This is a genomic window from Escherichia coli, from assembly GCF_036503815.1.
GTDB classification, from domain to species: Bacteria; Pseudomonadota; Gammaproteobacteria; order Enterobacterales; family Enterobacteriaceae; genus Escherichia; species Escherichia coli_F.
Genome location: NZ_AP027764.1, coordinates 729,829 through 748,334, shown reverse-complemented (window position 1 = coordinate 748,334; position 18,506 = coordinate 729,829). Strand labels below are relative to the sequence as shown.

Below are 18,506 nucleotides of genomic sequence, written 5' to 3'. Positions count from 1 at the left end.
TGAAGGACAGCGGGTCAATCGCCCAACACCAACCTCATGAAATAAGTGTGGATACCGTCTTATGGAGCAAAACCCGCAGTCACAGCTGAAACTTCTTGTCACCCGTGGTAAGGAGCAAGGCTATCTGACCTATGCCGAGGTCAATGACCATCTGCCGGAAGATATCGTCGATTCAGATCAGATCGAAGACATCATCCAAATGATCAACGACATGGGCATTCAGGTGATGGAAGAAGCACCGGATGCCGATGATCTGATGCTGGCTGAAAACACCGCGGACGAAGATGCTGCCGAAGCCGCCGCGCAGGTGCTTTCCAGCGTGGAATCTGAAATCGGGCGCACGACTGACCCGGTACGCATGTACATGCGTGAAATGGGCACCGTTGAACTGTTGACCCGCGAAGGCGAAATTGACATCGCTAAGCGTATTGAAGACGGGATCAACCAGGTTCAATGCTCCGTTGCTGAATATCCGGAAGCGATCACCTATCTGCTGGAACAGTACGATCGTGTTGAAGCAGAAGAAGCGCGTCTGTCCGATCTGATCACCGGCTTTGTTGACCCGAACGCAGAAGAAGATCTGGCACCTACCGCCACTCACGTCGGTTCTGAGCTTTCCCAGGAAGATCTGGACGATGACGAAGATGAAGACGAAGAAGATGGCGATGACGATAGCGCCGATGATGACAACAGCATCGACCCGGAACTGGCTCGCGAAAAATTTGCGGAACTGCGCGCTCAGTACGTTGTAACGCGTGACACCATCAAAGCGAAAGGTCGCAGTCACGCAGCCGCTCAGGAAGAGATCCTGAAACTGTCTGAAGTATTCAAACAGTTCCGCCTGGTACCGAAGCAGTTTGACTACCTGGTCAACAGCATGCGCGTCATGATGGACCGCGTTCGTACGCAAGAACGTCTGATCATGAAGCTCTGCGTTGAACAGTGCAAAATGCCGAAGAAAAACTTCATTACCCTGTTTACCGGCAACGAAACCAGCGATACCTGGTTCAACGCGGCAATTGCAATGAACAAGCCGTGGTCGGAAAAACTGCACGATGTCTCTGAAGAAGTGCATCGCGCCCTGCAGAAACTGCAGCAGATTGAAGAAGAAACAGGCCTGACCATCGAGCAGGTTAAAGATATCAACCGTCGTATGTCCATCGGTGAAGCGAAAGCCCGCCGTGCGAAGAAAGAGATGGTTGAAGCGAACTTACGTCTGGTTATTTCTATCGCCAAGAAATACACCAACCGTGGCTTGCAGTTCCTTGACCTGATTCAGGAAGGTAACATCGGCCTGATGAAAGCGGTAGATAAGTTCGAATATCGCCGTGGTTACAAGTTCTCCACCTACGCAACCTGGTGGATCCGTCAGGCGATCACCCGCTCTATCGCGGATCAGGCGCGCACCATCCGTATTCCGGTGCATATGATTGAGACTATCAACAAGCTCAACCGTATTTCTCGCCAGATGCTGCAAGAGATGGGCCGCGAGCCGACGCCGGAAGAACTGGCTGAACGTATGCTGATGCCGGAAGACAAGATCCGCAAAGTGCTGAAAATCGCCAAAGAGCCAATCTCCATGGAAACGCCGATCGGTGATGATGAAGATTCGCATCTGGGGGATTTCATCGAGGATACCACCCTCGAGCTGCCGCTGGATTCTGCGACCACCGAAAGCCTGCGTGCGGCAACGCACGACGTGCTGGCTGGCCTGACCGCGCGTGAAGCGAAAGTTCTGCGTATGCGCTTCGGTATCGATATGAACACCGACCACACGCTGGAAGAAGTGGGTAAACAGTTCGACGTTACCCGTGAACGTATCCGTCAGATCGAAGCGAAGGCGCTGCGTAAACTGCGTCACCCGAGCCGTTCTGAAGTACTGCGTAGCTTCCTGGACGATTAATCGGTAGGCCGGATCAGGCGTTACACCACATCCGGCACTTTTCCCTTTGCACAAACGCCACCTTTTCGGTGGCGTTTTTTATCGCCCACGCACTACCAGCGCCTGGTCCAGTTCCCGATACGCCTCAACCAGTTTCTCCAGTGAAACGCGACTTAAACCGCTGGGATTTGGCAGTACCCAAATCTGCGTCGAACCAATAGTGAGCGTTTGTTTCCCCCACTGTGCACCGCGTTGGCTGAATCCTTGCTCAAACGCCTGTTTGCCCAGAATTGCCAACGCTTGTGGTTGGTAATCTTCAATTTTTTCAATCAGCTTACGCCCGCCTGCGTGCAGCTCCTGCTTTGAAACTTCATTGGCTTGCACCGTTGGACGGTCTACCAGTTTGGTGACACCACAACGATAATCCAGCAGATGCTGTGCCTCCTGCGGCTTCAACTGACGGTCGGTAAACCCAGCCTGATATATCACCTTCCAGAAGCGATTTGCCGGATGAGCAAAGGGAAAACCAGTTCCGGCGGATGAAAGACCAGGATTGATACCGCAAAACACAACCCGTAACCCTGGAGCCAAAATATCCTCAACCATATTTACTCCTTTCTAACATCACCAGGAAAAGTATAACGGATTGAAAATACATTGTTTATAAAAACAGCAGGCGAGCGGTAATGGCTGGATTGCGACACGGAGTTACTTTATAATCCGCTACCATGGCCCCTTAGCTCAGTGGTTAGAGCAGGCGACTCATAATCGCTTGGTCGCTGGTTCAAGTCCAGCAGGGGCCACCAGACATAGCAAAGGCTGACGAGAAATCGTCAGCCTTTTTCTTTTTATATATCAGTTACTTTTCGTGCCAGTAAGCCGCTGCGCGTACCCGCTGTGGGTCATACTGTTCCGCTTCAAAGCGGCTGCTTAAATTCTTAACGACTTTGCCTTCGCCGGTTATCCAGATGAAGTAATCATCGGCAGGGATTTGCAGCTGCGCCAGGCGTGCGTCTACCGCCTGCTCATCATGCGCCAACCATTCGATATTAAAACCATCAAGGTGCGCGAGATAATCCTGACAGGCGTTATCCTGTACGCTGACCAGCGCGGTAACTTGCGGTTTAACGGCAAGTTTACTCAACGTTTCCAGGCGGCGGCGCAGTGCCGGCATTCCGGACTCATCGCAAACATACACCTGATACGCGTAATCTTCCGGCACCACCAGCGAACCGCGCGGCCCTGCCACCGTGAGTTTATCGCCCGGTTGCGCCTGCATTGCCCAGCTGCTGGCGACGCCGCCGTCGTGAATAAAGAAATCAATCGCCAGTTCATGGCGTAGTTCGTCATACAGCGGCGTATAGTCACGCGACGGTGGGCGTGGTCCTTCCGGCCAGACGATGCCCTCTTCCGTTACCGTTGGCGGCACAAAGTGAACGTCAGATTGAGGAAAGAAGAGTTTGCTGTGATCGTCAAAGCCGCGCGATGTAAAACCGTCCAGCGCCTCGCCGCCGAGGACAATGCGCTGAAAACCGGCACTGATACGCTCAACGCGTAACACAGTCAGTTCACGGAAGCGCAGATCATTGCGAACGCGCTGTGGGTAGCTGGGGGAATTATTCATTGTTATCGCCTTCGTGATGATAATCAGATATATCTAAATAATTTTCGTAAATGATAATGATTGTTAATCATGATAAATGCAAGCGATTTGTAGAACTGATATGTCTATAGTCTGATAAGACGAACCGCCTCTTCTCAGGCATCATTACTCAACGCCGGATGCGGCGTGAACGCCTTATCCGGCCTACGTGTGAGATGAGTCCACGTTTAAAAATCATTTTTACACTTGCACTAATGCTTACATCAGATATAAATTAGATATATCTAATTAAGCAAAAGGAGGCTGATATGAGCCATCATCACGAAGGGTGTTGTAAACATGAAGGCCAGCCACGCCATGAAGGCTGCTGCAAAGGTGAGAAATCAGAACATGAACACTGTGGACACGGTCACCAGCATGAACACGGTCAATGCTGTGGTGGTCGCCACGGTCGCGGCGGCGGTCGTCGGCAACGTTTCTTTGGTCACGGCGAATTGCGTCTAGTGATTCTGGATATTCTCTCGCGCGATGACAGCCACGGTTACGAATTGATTAAAGCGATTGAAAATCTGACCCAGGGAAATTACACCCCAAGCCCGGGCGTCATCTACCCGACGCTGGATTTTCTTCAGGAGCAGTCGCTAATTACCATCCGCGAAGAGGAAGGTGGTAAGAAGCAGATTGCGCTGACCGAACAGGGCGCGCAGTGGCTGGAAGAAAACCGCGAACAGGTGGAGATGATCGAAGAACGCATCAAAGCGCGTTGCGTTGGTGCTGCACTCCGTCAGAACCCGCAAATGAAGCGGGCACTGGATAATTTTAAAGCGGTGCTGGATTTACGCGTCAACCAGAGCGATATCACTGATGCACAAATAAAAAAGATCATTGCGGTGATCGACCGCGCCGCTTTTGATATTACCCAACTGGATTAATCACCGATTGCCGGATGCGGCGTACCCTACACACCCCGTAGGCCTGATAAGATGCGCCAGCATCGCATCAGGCATTGTGTACAAACGGCTATATCCGGCATACCGATTAATGCAGCACCGTCACCGCGTCTTCCAGTCGGCTGGCGCGGTGTTTCACCATCGCCGACACCTGCGCACTCTCTTCCACCAGCTCGGCATTTTTCTGGGTGATCAGGTTAAGCTCATCCACTGCACGGGTCAGGCTGGAAAGCCCATCGGCCTGTTCCAACGTTGAATGGCTAATCTGGGCGATCAACTGGGTGACGTTTTTTACCTGCGCCACAATATCTTCCATCGTCCGTCCGGCGGCGTGTACCTGCTGCGAACCGGATTGCACCTTATCAGCACTGGCATCAATCAGCTTGCGAATATCGTTGGCGGCATTAGCACTGCGGCTGGCTAAATGACGCACTTCCCCTGCCACCACTGCAAAACCTTTGCCTTGTTCTCCGGCACGCGCCGCTTCCACCGCCGCATTCAGGGCGAGAATATTGGTCTGAAACGCAATATCGTTAATCAGCGAAGTAATGGTGCCAATGCGCTGGGTACTGTCAGCAATATCGTCCATCGTTTTGATCACCGTGGACATCGCCTCCCCGCCCTGCACGGCCGCATTACTGGCGGTGATCGAAAGTTTATCGGCAGCCGACGCCGTGGCAGAGTTCTGTTTCACCGACGCCGCCATCTGGTTCATGGTCGCCACCGTTTGCTGAACATTATCAACCGTCTGCTGGGTATGTTCGTTCAGTTCATCGGTGCCTTTCGCTAGCGTCTCACTGCCGTTTCTGACGCTGGAAACCTGGCTTGAGACATCGTTAATTAGCCAACGGCACATCAGGCCAAGCTGCCCTACCGCGCGTAATGTCAGCCCCAGCTCATCGCTGCGATTCAGATGCTCAACACTATTACGCTCTCCGGTCGCCACCTTCAGTGCCTGACGGGCGACATTTTCTATCGGACGCACAATCTGCCATTCAAAACAGGCGCTTGCCAACAATACCACTAACGCACAGAGGATATACGTCACCACCGGGGCAGCAACAAACCAAAGCATGACCGCCAGCAAGATAAACATCAGCGTCATCACTCCACGCGCCCGCCAGCGAAGCGGCAGTGAAGGCAGTTTTCCCAGCCAGCCTTTACGCACCACCAGGCCTTTATGAATACGCTTACTGGTACGTCCGGCGTTCAACGCTTTGTACAGTGGCTCCACCGCCGCAATCTCTTCATCCGTCGCCCGGGTACGAATCGATATATAGCCACTGATTTTTCCCTCGCGCACCATCGGTACCGCATTGGCCCGCACCCAATAATGGTCGCCATTTTTGCGGCGATTTTTCACGATGCCGCTCCAGGGCTCCCCTTTTTTCAGGGTGAACCACATATCCGCAAACGCCGCTTTTGGCATATCGGGATGACGCACCATATTGTGCGGCTGCCCCTGTAACTCCTGCAAGGTATAGCCGCTCACCTGCACAAAAGTGTCATTAGCATGAGTGATATAGCTTTGCAGATCGGTAGTGGACATCAGAGTGGTATCGTCCGCCAGCGGGGTATTTTGCTGGGTGACATACGGATGAGAAGACATGTTCGCGTCCTGTGCAGGTTATATGGTTGTTAACTTCTTGTCAGAGTTTATGTCGGCCCCGCTGCGGTTATCTTTAACCGATTAATTTGATTTAGATCGCAATTTGCGATTAAAGCACAAATCTAATTCCTTGATTTAAAATACTTTCACTCTGTTACTATACGAAAACGTTAATTATCTTGCCCAAAAATCAGGCATTTATTGCCCTAAAAGCGTGCATTTGCGCAGCGATCACCACATCCATACCCAATATAGACCGTGCAAAATAAGAGCAAATGTTAACAAATAGCATTAAATATTGCGTAAATGATAACCACATTTGTGTTTATCCCGATTTTCGCGATCGCAGCCGGAGTGGCGCAATCCCTGCAATACTTAAATCGGTATCATGTGATACGCGAGCCTCCGGAGCATATTTTGAACAGGTTACCTTCGAGCGCATCGGCTTTAGCGTGCAGCGCCCACGCCCTGAATCTCATTGAGAAGCGAACGCTGGATCATGAGGAGATGAAAGCACTTAACCGAGAGGTCATTGAATACTTCAAAGAGCATGTCAATCCGGGGTTTTTAGAGTATCGCAAATCTGTTACCGCCGGCGGGGATTACGGAGCCGTAGAGTGGCAAGCGGGAGGTTTAAATACGCTTGTCGACACCCAGGGACAGGAGTTTATCGACTGCCTTGGAGGTTTTGGAATTTTCAACGTGGGGCACCGTAATCCAGTTGTGGTTTCCGCCGTACAGAATCAACTTGCGAAACAACCGTTACATAGCCAGGAGCTGCTCGATCCGTTACGAGCGATGCTGGCGAAAACCCTTGCTGCGCTAACGCCCGGTAAGCTGAAATACAGCTTCTTCTGTAATAGCGGCACCGAGTCCGTTGAAGCGGCGCTGAAACTGGCGAAGGCTTATCAGTCACCGCGTGGCAAGTTTACTTTTATTGCCACCAGCGGCGCGTTCCACGGTAAATCGCTTGGCGCGCTGTCGGCCACGGCGAAATCGACCTTCCGCAAACCGTTTATGCCACTGCTGCCAGGGTTCCGTCACGTACCGTTTGGCAATATCGAAGCCATGCGCACGACCCTTAGCGAGTGTAAAAAAACCGGTGATGATGTTGCTGCAGTGATCCTTGAGCCGATTCAGGGCGAAGGTGGCGTAATTCTGCCGCCGCCGGGCTATCTCACCACCGTGCGTAAGCTGTGCGATGAGTTCGGCGCACTGATGATCCTCGATGAAGTACAAACGGGCATGGGGCGCACGGGCAAGATGTTCGCCTGCGAGCATGAGAACGTTCAGCCGGACATTCTGTGTCTGGCAAAAGCCCTCGGCGGCGGCGTGATGCCGATTGGCGCAACCATCGCCACTGAAGAGGTGTTCTCAGTTCTGTTCGACAACCCGTTCCTGCATACCACCACCTTTGGCGGCAACCCGCTGGCCTGTGCGGCGGCGCTGGCGACCATCAATGTGTTGCTGGAGCAGAACTTACCGGCTCAGGCTGAGCAAAAAGGCGATATGTTGCTGGACGGTTTCCGTCAACTGGCGCGGGAATATCCCGATCTGGTACAGGAAGCGCGTGGTAAAGGGATGTTGATGGCGATTGAGTTTGTTGATAACGAAATCGGCTATAACTTTGCCAGCGAGATGTTCCGCCAGCGCGTACTGGTGGCCGGAACGCTCAATAACGCCAAAACGATCCGCATTGAACCGCCACTGACACTGACCATTGAACAGTGCGAACTGGTGATCAAAGCGGCGCGTAAGGCACTGGCGGCCATGCGAGTAAGTGTGGAAGAAGCGTAATATCAAATCGGATGGCGATACGACGTCGCCATCCGATTGTTTTATACGATACGTACGCCCGCAGGCATCATCCGCTCCGGCGTTAACAGCACACTTTCGCTGCCATCATCGGTTTCCGCACACAACAGCATGCATTCCGACGTTTCACCGCGCATTTTCGCTTTTTGCAGATTGCATAAGACCACCACCGTTTTCCCCATCAGCTCTTCTTCGCTGTAGTACGGCACCAGGCTGGTCACGGTTTGCAGCGTTTTTTCCCCCACATCAACCTGTACGATGTACAGCTTGTCGGCGTTTTCATGGCGTTTCACTTCCACAATCTTTCCGACGCGCATTTCCAGACGTGCAAAATCAGTGTAAGCCACGATTTCCATTGCTTCCTCCCCTTGAGTAAAATTTTACTAAACTATAGCAAAAGTTTTTCTCAATCCTGTAGGCTAAAAATGGAGAATGCAGGCGTGATCACATTCGTGAGCCGCTGTGTTACCGTTACAGCGTCAAAGAAACGCGCTTTATTTACTGAAAACAGGTGACCCTATAAGCACTTCCTCTACAATGGGGGCGCACATCAGGGAAAGTAAAAAAGGTAAACATGGCAACACTAAAAGACATCGCAATCGAAGCTGGCGTATCCCTGGCGACAGTATCCAGGGTCTTAAATGACGATCCGACATTGAATGTGAAAGAAGAGACGAAACATCGCATTCTCGAGATCGCCGAAAAGCTGGAGTACAAGACCAGTAGTGCCCGTAAACTCCAGACAGGTGCAGTCAACCAACACCATATTCTGGCTATCTACAGCTACCAGCAGGAGCTGGAGATCAACGATCCTTACTATCTGGCGATCCGCCACGGCATTGAAACCCAGTGCGAAAAGCTGGGCATCGAGCTCACCAACTGTTATGAACACAGCGGCTTACCAGACATTAAAAACGTCACCGGTATTTTAATTGTCGGCAAACCCACGCCCGCCCTGCGCGCCGCTGCCAGCGCGTTGACCGACAATATCTGTTTTATCGACTTTCACGAACCCGGCAGCGGTTACGATGCGGTGGATATCGATCTGGCACGTATCAGTAAAGAAATCATCGACTTCTATATCAACCAGGGCGTTAATCGTATTGGTTTTATTGGCGGTGAAGATGAGCCTGGCAAGGCGGATATTCGTGAGGTCGCCTTTGCGGAATATGGCCGACTGAAACAAGTGGTACGCGAAGAGGATATCTGGCGCGGCGGTTTTTCCAGTTCGTCGGGCTATGAACTGGCAAAACAGATGCTGGCTCGGGAAGACTACCCGAAGGCGCTTTTTGTTGCTTCCGATTCTATTGCTATTGGCGTACTGCGGGCAATTCATGAACGTGGTCTGAACATCCCGCAGGATATTTCACTTATCAGCGTTAACGACATCCCCACCGCGCGATTTACCTTTCCGCCGCTCTCCACCGTGCGCATCCACTCCGAGATGATGGGAAGCCAGGGCGTTAACCTGGTGTATGAAAAAGCCCGGGATGGTCGCGCGCTGCCGCTGTTAGTCTTCGTTCCCAGCAAATTAAAACTGCGCGGCACGACCCGTTAAATCCCCTTACACACTGTCCGGCAATCGTTTTTGCCGGACAGCGCTGCCGTTTATTTTCGTGATCCAGTTAAAGTAAATGCATTTACTCGCTATATTTTAGTAAAAATTTTACTAAACTCCCCAGCAATTACACAAACTACCATCACCATGAATGGTTCCGATTTCTCTCTACCGGGAGGCCCTATGAATCGCTGGGAAAACATTCAGCTCACCCACGAAAACCGACTTGCGCCGCGTGCGTACTTTTTTTCATATGATTCTGTTGCGCAAGCGCGTACCTTTGCCCGCGAAACCAGCAGCCTGTTTCTGCCCTTAAGTGGTCAGTGGAATTTCCACTTTTTTGACCATCCGCTGCAAGTGCCAGAAGCCTTCACCTCTGAGTTAATGGCTGACTGGGGGCATATTACCGTCCCCGCCATGTGGCAAATGGAAGGCCACGGCAAACTGCAATATACCGACGAAGGTTTTCCGTTCCCTATCGATGTGCCGTTTGTTCCCAGCGATAACCCAACCGGTGCCTATCAACGTATTTTCACCCTCAGTGACGGCTGGCAGGGCAAACAGACGCTGATTAAATTTGACGGCGTCGAAACCTATTTTGAAGTCTACGTTAACGGTCAATATGTTGGTTTCAGCAAAGGCAGCCGCCTGACCGCAGAGTTTGACATCAGCGCAATGGTAAAAACCGGCGACAACCTGTTGTGTGTGCGCGTGATGCAGTGGGCGGACTCCACCTACGTGGAGGACCAGGATATGTGGTGGTCGGCAGGGATTTTCCGCGATGTTTATCTGGTCGGAAAACAACTCACGCATATTAACGATTTCACCGTGCGCACTGACTTTGACGAAGCCTATTGCGATGCCACGCTTTCCTGTGAAGTAGTGCTGGAAAATCTCGCCGCCTCCCCTGTCGTAACGACGCTGGAATATACCCTGTTTGATGGCGAACGCGTGGTGCACAGCAGCACCATTGATCATTTGGCAATTGAAAAACTGACCAGCGCCAGCTTTGCTTTTACTGTCGAACAGCCCCAGCAATGGTCAGCAGAATCCCCTTATCTTTACCATCTGGTCATGACGCTGAAAGACGCCGACGGCAACGTTCTGGAAGTGGTGCCACAACGCGTTGGCTTCCGTGATATCAAAGTGCGCGACGGTCTGTTCTGGATCAATAACCGTTATGTGATGCTGCACGGCGTCAACCGTCACGACAACGATCATCGCAAAGGCCGCGCCGTTGGAATGGATCGCGTCGAGAAAGATCTCCAGTTGATGAAACAGCACAACATCAACTCTGTGCGTACCGCTCACTACCCCAACGATCCGCGTTTTTACGAACTGTGTGATATCTACGGCCTGTTTGTGATGGCGGAAACCGACGTCGAATCGCACGGCTTTGCTAATGTCGGCGATATCAGCCGTATTACCGACGATCCGCAGTGGGAAAAAGTCTACGTCGAGCGCATTGTTCGCCATATCCACGCGCAGAAAAACCATCCGTCGATCATCATCTGGTCGCTGGGCAACGAATCCGGCTATGGCTGTAACATCCGCGCGATGTACCACGCAGCGAAAGCGCTGGATAACACGCGACTGGTGCACTACGAAGAAGATCGCGATGCTGAAGTGGTCGATATTATTTCCACCATGTACACCCGCGTGCCGCTGATGAATGAGTTTGGTGAATATCCGCATCCGAAGCCGCGCATCATCTGTGAATACGCCCATGCGATGGGGAACGGTCCGGGCGGGCTGACGGAGTACCAAAACGTATTCTATAAGCACGATTGCATTCAGGGACATTATGTTTGGGAATGGTGCGACCACGGGATCCAGGCGCAGGATGACAACGGCAATGTCTGGTATAAATTCGGCGGTGACTACGGCGACTATCCCAACAACTATAACTTCTGTCTTGATGGTTTGATCTATTCCGATCAGACGCCGGGGCCGGGACTGAAAGAGTACAAACAGGTTATCGCGCCGGTAAAAATCCACGCGCTGGATCTGACTCGCGGCGAGCTGAAAGTCGAAAATAAACTGTGGTTTACCACGCTTGATGACTACACCCTGCACGCAGAGGTGCGCGCCGAAGGTGAAACGCTCGCGACGCAGCAGATTAAACTGCACGACGTTGCGCCGAACAGCGAAGCCCCCTTGCAGATCACGCTGCCACAGCTGGACGCCCGCGAAGCGTTCCTCAACATTACGGTGACCAAAGATTCCCGCACCCGCTACAGCGAAGCCGGGCATTCTATCGCCACTTATCAGTTCCCGCTGAAGGAAAACACCGCGCAGCCAGTGCCTTTCGCACCAAATAATGCGCGTCCGCTGACGCTGGAAGACGATCGCTTGGGCTGCACCATTCGCGGCTACAACTTCGCGATCACCTTCTCAAAAATGAGTGGCAAACCGACATCCTGGCAGGTGAATGGCGAGTCGCTGCTGACCCGCGAGCCAAAGATCAACTTCTTCAAGCCAATGATCGACAACCACAAGCAGGAGTACGAAGGACTGTGGCAACCGAACCATTTGCAGATTATGCAGGAACATCTGCGCGACTTTGCCGTTGAGCAAAGTGATGATGAAGTGTTGATCATCAGCCGCACGGTTATTGCCCCACCGGTGTTTGACTTCGGGATGCGCTGTACCTACATCTGGCGCATCGCTGCCGATGGTCAGGTTAATGTGGCGCTTTCCGGCGAACGTTACGGCGACTATCCGCACATCATTCCGTGCATCGGTTTCACCATGGGGATTAACGGCGAATACGACCAGGTAGCATATTACGGACGTGGACCGGGCGAAAACTACGCCGACAGCCAGCAGGCTAACATCATTGATATCTGGCGCAGTACCGTCGATGCCATGTTCGAGAACTATCCCTTCCCGCAGAACAACGGCAACCGTCAGCATGTCCGCTGGACGGCACTCACTAATCGCCACGGCAACGGTCTGCTGGTGGTTCCGCAGCGCCCCATTAACTTCAGCGCCTGGCACTACACCCAGGAAAACATCCACGCTGCCCAGCACTGTAACGAACTGCAGCGCAGTGATGACATCACCCTGAATCTTGACCACCAACTGCTTGGCCTCGGCTCTAACTCCTGGGGCAGCGAAGTGCTGGACACCTGGCGCGTCAGGTTCCGTGACTTCAGCTACGGCTTTACGTTGCTGCCAGTTTCTGGCGGGGAAGCTACCGCGCAAAGCCTGGCGTCGTATGAGTTCGGCGCAGGGTTCTTTTCCACGAATTTGCACAGCGAGAATAAGCAATGAGGATCATCGATAACTTAGAACAGTTCCGCCAGATTTACGCCTCTGGTAAAAAGTGGCAACGCTGCGTTGAAGCGATTGAAAATATCGACAACATTCAGCCTGGCGTCGCCCACTCCATCGGTGACTCATTGACTTACCGCGTGGAGACAGACTCCGCGACCGATGCGCTATTTACCGGGCATCGACGCTATTTTGAAGTACATTACTACCTGCAAGGACAACAAAAAATTGAATATGCGCCGAAAGAGACATTACAGGTAGTGGAATATTATCGTGATGAAACTGACCGTGAATATCTAAAAGGCTGCGGAGAAGCCGTTGAGGTCCACGAAGGGCAAATCGTTATTTGTGATATCCATGAAGCGTATCGATTTATCTGTAATAACGCGGTCAAAAAAGTGGTTCTCAAAGTCACCATCGAAGATGGTTATTTCCATAACAAATAACAATTACGGCGGCATAAGGAGTTTGCCGCCACCGCTACCCTACTCATTTTCGGAGATGTGTTATGTCTGATACCAAACGTAATACAATCGGCAAATTCGGCTTGCTCTCGCTGACTTTTGCCGCCGTTTACAGCTTTAACAACGTTATCAATAATATTGAGCTTGGACTGGCCTCAGCACCAATGTTTTTCCTCGCGACGATTTTTTATTTTATTCCCTTCTGTCTGATCATCGCAGAATTTGTTTCGTTAAATAAAAACTCGGAAGCCGGTGTCTACGCGTGGGTAAAAAGTTCGCTGGGCGGACGTTGGGCATTTATTACTGCCTATACCTACTGGTTCGTAAACCTGTTCTTTTTCACCTCATTATTACCGCGCGTTATTGCTTACGCCTCGTATGCTTTCCTCGGCTACGAATATATTATGACGCCGGTTGCCACCACCATTATCAGTATGGTGCTGTTCGCCTTCTCCACCTGGGTTTCCACCAACGGGGCGAAAATGCTGGGGCCAATCACCTCCGTCACTTCAACGCTGATGCTGCTGTTAACGCTCTCCTACATTTTACTGGCAGGCACGGCGCTGGTTGGCGGCGTACAGCCTGCCGATCCGATCACCGTTGACGCGATGATCCCTAACTTTAACTGGGCGTTCCTCGGCGTTACTACCTGGATCTTTATGGCCGCAGGTGGCGCGGAATCTGTCGCGGTGTACGTTAACGACGTCAAAGGCGGTTCAAAATCGTTTGTTAAAGTGATCATTCTCGCCGGGATTTTTATCGGTGTACTATATTCCGTCTCCTCGGTGCTGATTAACGTCTTCGTCAGCAGCAAAGAGTTGAAGTTTACCGGCGGATCGGTGCAGGTATTCCATGGCATGGCGGCGTATTTTGGTCTGCCGGAAGCGTTGATGAATCGCTTTGTCGGTCTGGTGTCCTTTACCGCAATGTTCGGCTCCCTGCTGATGTGGACCGCAACGCCGGTAAAAATTTTCTTCTCCGAAATCCCGGAAGGCATCTTTGGTAAGAAAACCGTCGAACTGAACGAAAACGGCGTTCCGGCGCGCGCGGCATGGATCCAGTTCCTGATTGTCATCCCGCTGATGATTATCCCGATGCTCGGTTCCAATACCGTGCAAGATCTGATGAATACCATTATTAATATGACCGCCGCAGCATCCATGCTTCCACCGTTATTCATCATGTTGGCTTACCTGAATTTACGCGCCAAATTAGATCACCTGCCACGCGATTTCCGTATGGGCTCCCGCCGCACAGGTATTATCGTTGTTTCAATGCTGATTGCGATATTTGCCGTAGGGTTTGTCGCTTCGACATTCCCGACTGGCGCGAATATTCTGACCATCATTTTTTATAACGTCGGCGGTATTGTTATCTTCCTCGGCTTTGCGTGGTGGAAATACAGTAAGTAAATATATAAAGGGATTAACGGCTGAAGAGCGCCATATTGAAGCGACGCCAGCCAGCAATGTTGATTAAGCAGAATAATAAAAAATGAGCAGGCATTTTCCCTCTTCCTGGAAGGGGAGAGGGAAAATAGTTTCTGCCTTTATATTTTTATAATTACAACGATAAAAGGCTGTACTTTTTCTTTAGCTCATGGATTAACACAATGAAATTAATCACTGCACCATGCAGAGCATTACTTGCTCTGCCGTTTTGCTACGCCTTTTCTGCGGCTGCTGAAGAAGCACGTCCGGCAGAACATGACGACACAAAAACCCCCGCAATGACCTCGACATCTTCTCCTTCATTTCGTTTTTACGGCGAATTAGGGGTTGGTGGATATATGGATTTAGAGGGTGAGAATAAACATAAATACAGCGATGGCACCTATATAGAGGGTGGCCTGGAGATGAAGTACGGCTCCTGGTTCGGCCTGATTTACGGCGAAGGCTGGACCGTGCAGGCCGACCACGACGGTAATGCCTGGGTGCCTGACCATAGCTGGGGTGGTTTCGAAGGTGGGATTAACCGTTTCTATGGCGGTTATCGTACCAATGATGGCACCGAAATCATGCTCAGTCTGCGTCAGGATTCCTCGCTGGATGACCTGCAATGGTGGGGCGATTTCACGCCCGATCTGGGCTACGTCATTCCCAATACCCGCGACATTATGACCGCGCTGAAGGTACAGAACTTAACCGGCAACTTTCGTTATAGCGTCACCGCCACACCTGCCGGACATCATGACGAAAGCAAAGCCTGGCTACATTTTGGCAAATACGATCGCTACGACGACAAATACACCTATCCGGCAATGATGAACGGTTACATCCAGTATGACCTTGCCGAAGGCATCACCTGGATGAACGGTCTGGAAATCACCGACGGCACAGGACAACTCTATCTGACGGGCCTGCTTACCCCTAACTTTGCCGCTCGCGCCTGGCACCATACCGGACGCGCCGACGGGCTGGACGTACCGGGAAGTGAAAGTGGGATGATGGTGAGCGCCATGTATGAAGCGTTCAAGGGGATTTATCTCTCTACCGCTTACACCTACGCCAAACATCGCCCTGACCACGCTGACGATGAAACCACCTCTTTCATGCAGTTTGGTATCTGGTACGAATACGGCGGCGGACGTTTCGCAACGGCTTTTGATAGCCGCTTCTACATGAAAAATGCCTCTAACGATCCCAGCGACCAACTCTTCCTGATGCAATATTTCTACTGGTAATAAGGACTGTAATTTCATGAAAATCAAAACTATTTTAACGCCAGTAACCTGCGCTCTGCTGATAAGTTTTTCCGCCCATGCCGCTAACGCCGACAATTATAAAAACGTGATTAACCGTACTGGCGCGCCGCAGTACATGAAGGATTACGATTACGACGATCACCAGCGTTTTAATCCGTTTTTCGATCTCGGAGCCTGGCATGGTCATCTGTTGCCAGACGGACCGAACACCATGGGCGGTTTTCCAGGCGTTGCGCTGCTGACAGAAGAATACATCAACTTTATGGCCAGCAATTTCGACCGCCTGACCGTCTGGCAGGACGGCAAGAAAGTCAATTTCACGCTGGAGGCATACAGTATTCCCGGCGCGCTGGTACAAAAAATGACAGCAAAAGATGTGCAGGTCGAAATGACTCTGCGCTTCGCCACGCCGCGTACCTCATTACTGGAAACTAAAATCACCAGCAATAAACCGCTGGATCTGGTGTGGGACGGCGAACTACTGGAAAAACTGGAAGCGAAAGAAGGGAAACCGCTTTCCGATAAAACCATTGCTGGCGAGTATCCTGATTATCAGCGCAAAATCAGCGCCACCCGTGATGGCCTGAAAGTCACCTTTGGCAAAGTGCGTGCCACCTGGGATCTGCTGACCTCTGGCGAATCAGAATATCAGGTGCATAAATCCCTGCCAGTGCAGACTGAAATCAACGGTAATCACTTTACCAGTAAGGCGCATATCAACGGGTCGACGACGCTCTATACCACCTACTCCCACCTGCTGACCGCTCAGGAAGTTAGCAAAGAGCAAATGCAGATCCGCGATATTCTGGCGCGTCCGGCGTTTTATCTCACCGCCTCGCAGCAACGCTGGGAAGAGTACCTGAAGAAAGGGTTAACCAATCCGGATGCGACGCCGGAACAGACGCGCGTCGCGGTGAAAGCCATCGAAACACTCAACGGTAACTGGCGCTCACCGGGCGGGGCGGTGAAATTTAATACCGTCACACCTTCGGTGACCGGACGCTGGTTCTCCGGCAATCAGACCTGGCCGTGGGATACCTGGAAACAGGCGTTTGCGATGGCGCATTTCAATCCGGAGATCGCCAAAGAGAATATCCGCGCGGTCTTCTCCTGGCAGATCCAGCCCGGCGACCGCGTGCGTCCGCAGGATGTGGGCTTTGTCCCCGACCTGATAGCGTGGAACCTTAGCCCCGAGCGTGGCGGCGATGGCGGCAACTGGAACGAACGTAATACCAAACCCAGCCTTGCCGCCTGGTCAGTAATGGAAGTGTACAACGTCACCCAGGATAAAGCCTGGTTGGCAGAGATGTACCCGAAGCTGGTGGCCTATCACGACTGGTGGTTACGTAACCGCGATCATAACGGCAACGGCGTGCCGGAATATGGCGCGACCCGCGATAAAGCCCATAACACCAAGAGCGGCGAGATGCTGTTTATGGTGAAAAAAGGCGATAAAGAAGAGACGCTGTCTGGGCTGAACAACTACGCCCGCGTGGTGGAGAAAGGCCAGTACGACAGTCTGGAAATTCCGGCACAAGTTGCTGCGTCGTGGGAATCGGGCCGTGATGACGCCGCCGTATTTGGGTTTATCGACAAGGAACAGCTGGATAAATATGTCGCTAACGGCGGCAAACGTAGCGACTGGACGGTGAAATTCGCCGAGAACCGCAGCCAGGACGGAACGTTGCTGGGCTACTCGCTATTGCAGGAGTCGGTGGATCAGGCCAGCTATATGTACAGCGATAACCATTATTTGGCAGAGATGGCAACTATCCTCGGTAAGCCGGAAGAGGCCAAACGCTATCGCCAGTTGGCGCAGCAGCTCGCGGACTACATCAATACCTGTATGTTCGACCCGACCACGCAGTTCTACTATGACGTGCGCATTGAAGATAAACCGCTGGCGAACGGCTGTGCGGGCAAACCGATTGTTGAGCGCGGTAAAGGGCCGGAAGGCTGGTCGCCGCTGTTTAACGGTGCGGCAACGCAGGCCAATGCCGACGCGGTGGTGAAGGTGATGCTGGACACCAAAGAGTTCAACACCTTTGTACCGCTGGGAACGGCGGCGTTAACCAACCCGGCTTTTGGCGCGGATATCTACTGGCGCGGGCGCGTATGGGTAGATCAGTTCTGGTTTGGTCTGAAAGGAATGGAGCGTTACGGTTATCGCGATGATGCCCTGAAACTGGCGGATACGTTCTTCCAGCATGCAAAAGGATTAACCGCCGACGGTCCGATTCAGGAGAATTACAACCCGCTGACAGGTGCACAGCAAGGGGCTCCAAATTTCTCCTGGAGTGCCGCACATTTGTATATGTTGTATAACGATTTTTTCCGTAAGCAGTAATTTGCAACGGCTGGCGGATGCGGCGTGGACACCTTATCCGCCCTACATGTGCGTTCCCCCAGGCCGGATAAGACGCGGCAAGCGTCGCATCCGGCATCTGCACCGCGCCACTGGCGGATGCGGCGTAAACGCCTTATCCGCCCTACATGTGCAATCCCCCAGGCCGGATAAGACGCGGCAAGCGTCGCATCCGGCATTACCACCAGCGTATTCTTTTTGATTCCCATCACAAACCCCGCATTCCCCTTTTCCCTTTTCCCCGGCGACGGCTAAATTAGAACTCATCCGACCACATAAC

General features: G+C 52.0%; 12 protein-coding genes, 1 tRNA gene and 1 pseudogene. 10 read left to right on the top strand and 4 right to left on the bottom strand.

From position 1 onward, the window contains the following. Positions 1-61 precede the first annotated feature (61 nt). The gene (gene rpoD, locus AABJ99_RS03590) at positions 62-1,903 is read left to right on the top strand and encodes an RNA polymerase sigma factor RpoD (protein WP_000437371.1); all 1,842 of its coding nucleotides are present in this window, start codon (positions 62-64) and stop codon (positions 1,901-1,903) included. Positions 1,904-1,981: 78 nt separating this feature from the next. On the opposite strand, the gene mug is transcribed toward rpoD, so the two are convergent. Beyond that, a complete protein-coding gene (gene mug / locus AABJ99_RS03585) occupies positions 1,982-2,488 on the bottom strand; it encodes a G/U mismatch-specific DNA glycosylase (RefSeq protein ID WP_000228932.1) in 507 nt (168 codons plus the stop codon). 124 nt (positions 2,489-2,612) lie between these two features. On the opposite strand from mug, the gene AABJ99_RS03580 reads away from it, so the two are divergent. Then, positions 2,613-2,688, top strand: a tRNA-Ile gene (locus tag AABJ99_RS03580). Between the two features lie 53 nt (positions 2,689-2,741). On the opposite strand, the gene nfeF is transcribed toward AABJ99_RS03580, so the two are convergent. Then, positions 2,742-3,506 carry an NADPH-dependent ferric chelate reductase NfeF gene (gene nfeF / locus AABJ99_RS03575; RefSeq protein WP_332218502.1) on the bottom strand — a complete coding sequence of 255 codons (765 nt, stop codon included), beginning with the start codon at positions 3,504-3,506 and terminating at the stop codon, positions 2,742-2,744. A gap of 287 nt (positions 3,507-3,793) precedes the next feature. Between nfeF and nfeR the strand changes: the two genes are divergently transcribed. Beyond that, entirely contained in the window at positions 3,794-4,417 is a 624-nt protein-coding gene (nfeR, locus tag AABJ99_RS03570) for a DNA-binding transcriptional regulator NfeR (protein WP_000018005.1), read from the top strand. A 106-nt stretch (positions 4,418-4,523) separates the two neighbouring features. Here the strand turns inward: nfeR and aer are convergent, their stop codons facing one another. Then, entirely contained in the window at positions 4,524-6,044 is a 1,521-nt protein-coding gene (gene aer, locus AABJ99_RS03565; protein WP_338387494.1) for an aerotaxis sensor receptor Aer, read from the bottom strand. 417 nt (positions 6,045-6,461) lie between these two features. Between aer and ygjG the strand changes: the two genes are divergently transcribed. Beyond that, on the top strand, positions 6,462-7,841 hold the full coding sequence (ygjG, locus tag AABJ99_RS03560; RefSeq protein ID WP_039021416.1) for a putrescine aminotransferase: 1,380 nt from the start codon (positions 6,462-6,464) through the stop codon (positions 7,839-7,841). A 41-nt stretch (positions 7,842-7,882) separates the two neighbouring features. On the opposite strand, the gene ygjH is transcribed toward ygjG, so the two are convergent. After that, positions 7,883-8,215 carry a tRNA-binding protein gene (gene ygjH, locus AABJ99_RS03555; RefSeq protein ID WP_039021365.1) on the bottom strand — a complete coding sequence of 111 codons (333 nt, stop codon included), beginning with the start codon at positions 8,213-8,215 and terminating at the stop codon, positions 7,883-7,885. 218 nt (positions 8,216-8,433) lie between these two features. On the opposite strand from ygjH, the gene ebgR reads away from it, so the two are divergent. The 6 genes and pseudogenes from ebgR (at position 8,434) to ygjK (ending at position 18,208) form a co-directional block, all read left to right on the top strand. After that, entirely contained in the window at positions 8,434-9,417 is a 984-nt protein-coding gene (gene ebgR, locus AABJ99_RS03550) for a transcriptional regulator EbgR (RefSeq protein ID WP_000212475.1), read from the top strand. Between the two features lie 183 nt (positions 9,418-9,600). Beyond that, complete coding sequence (gene ebgA / locus AABJ99_RS03545) at positions 9,601-12,693, top strand: beta-galactosidase subunit alpha (protein ID WP_039021364.1); 3,093 nt, start codon at positions 9,601-9,603, stop codon at positions 12,691-12,693. Next, entirely contained in the window at positions 12,690-13,139 is a 450-nt protein-coding gene (gene ebgC / locus AABJ99_RS03540; RefSeq protein ID WP_001219950.1) for a beta-galactosidase subunit beta, read from the top strand. Before ebgA ends, ebgC begins: the two co-directional genes overlap by 4 nt. 62 nt (positions 13,140-13,201) lie before the next feature. Next, positions 13,202-14,636: pseudogene (ygjI, locus tag AABJ99_RS03535) on the top strand (amino acid permease). A 133-nt stretch (positions 14,637-14,769) separates the two neighbouring features. Beyond that, positions 14,770-15,840, top strand: a complete 1,071-nt coding sequence (gene ygjJ / locus AABJ99_RS03530) for a protein YgjJ (protein WP_039021363.1) — start codon at positions 14,770-14,772, stop codon at positions 15,838-15,840. Between the two features lie 16 nt (positions 15,841-15,856). Next, positions 15,857-18,208 carry an alpha-glucosidase gene (gene ygjK / locus AABJ99_RS03525; RefSeq protein WP_039021362.1) on the top strand — a complete coding sequence of 784 codons (2,352 nt, stop codon included), beginning with the start codon at positions 15,857-15,859 and terminating at the stop codon, positions 18,206-18,208. Positions 18,209-18,506: the final 298 nt, after the last annotated feature.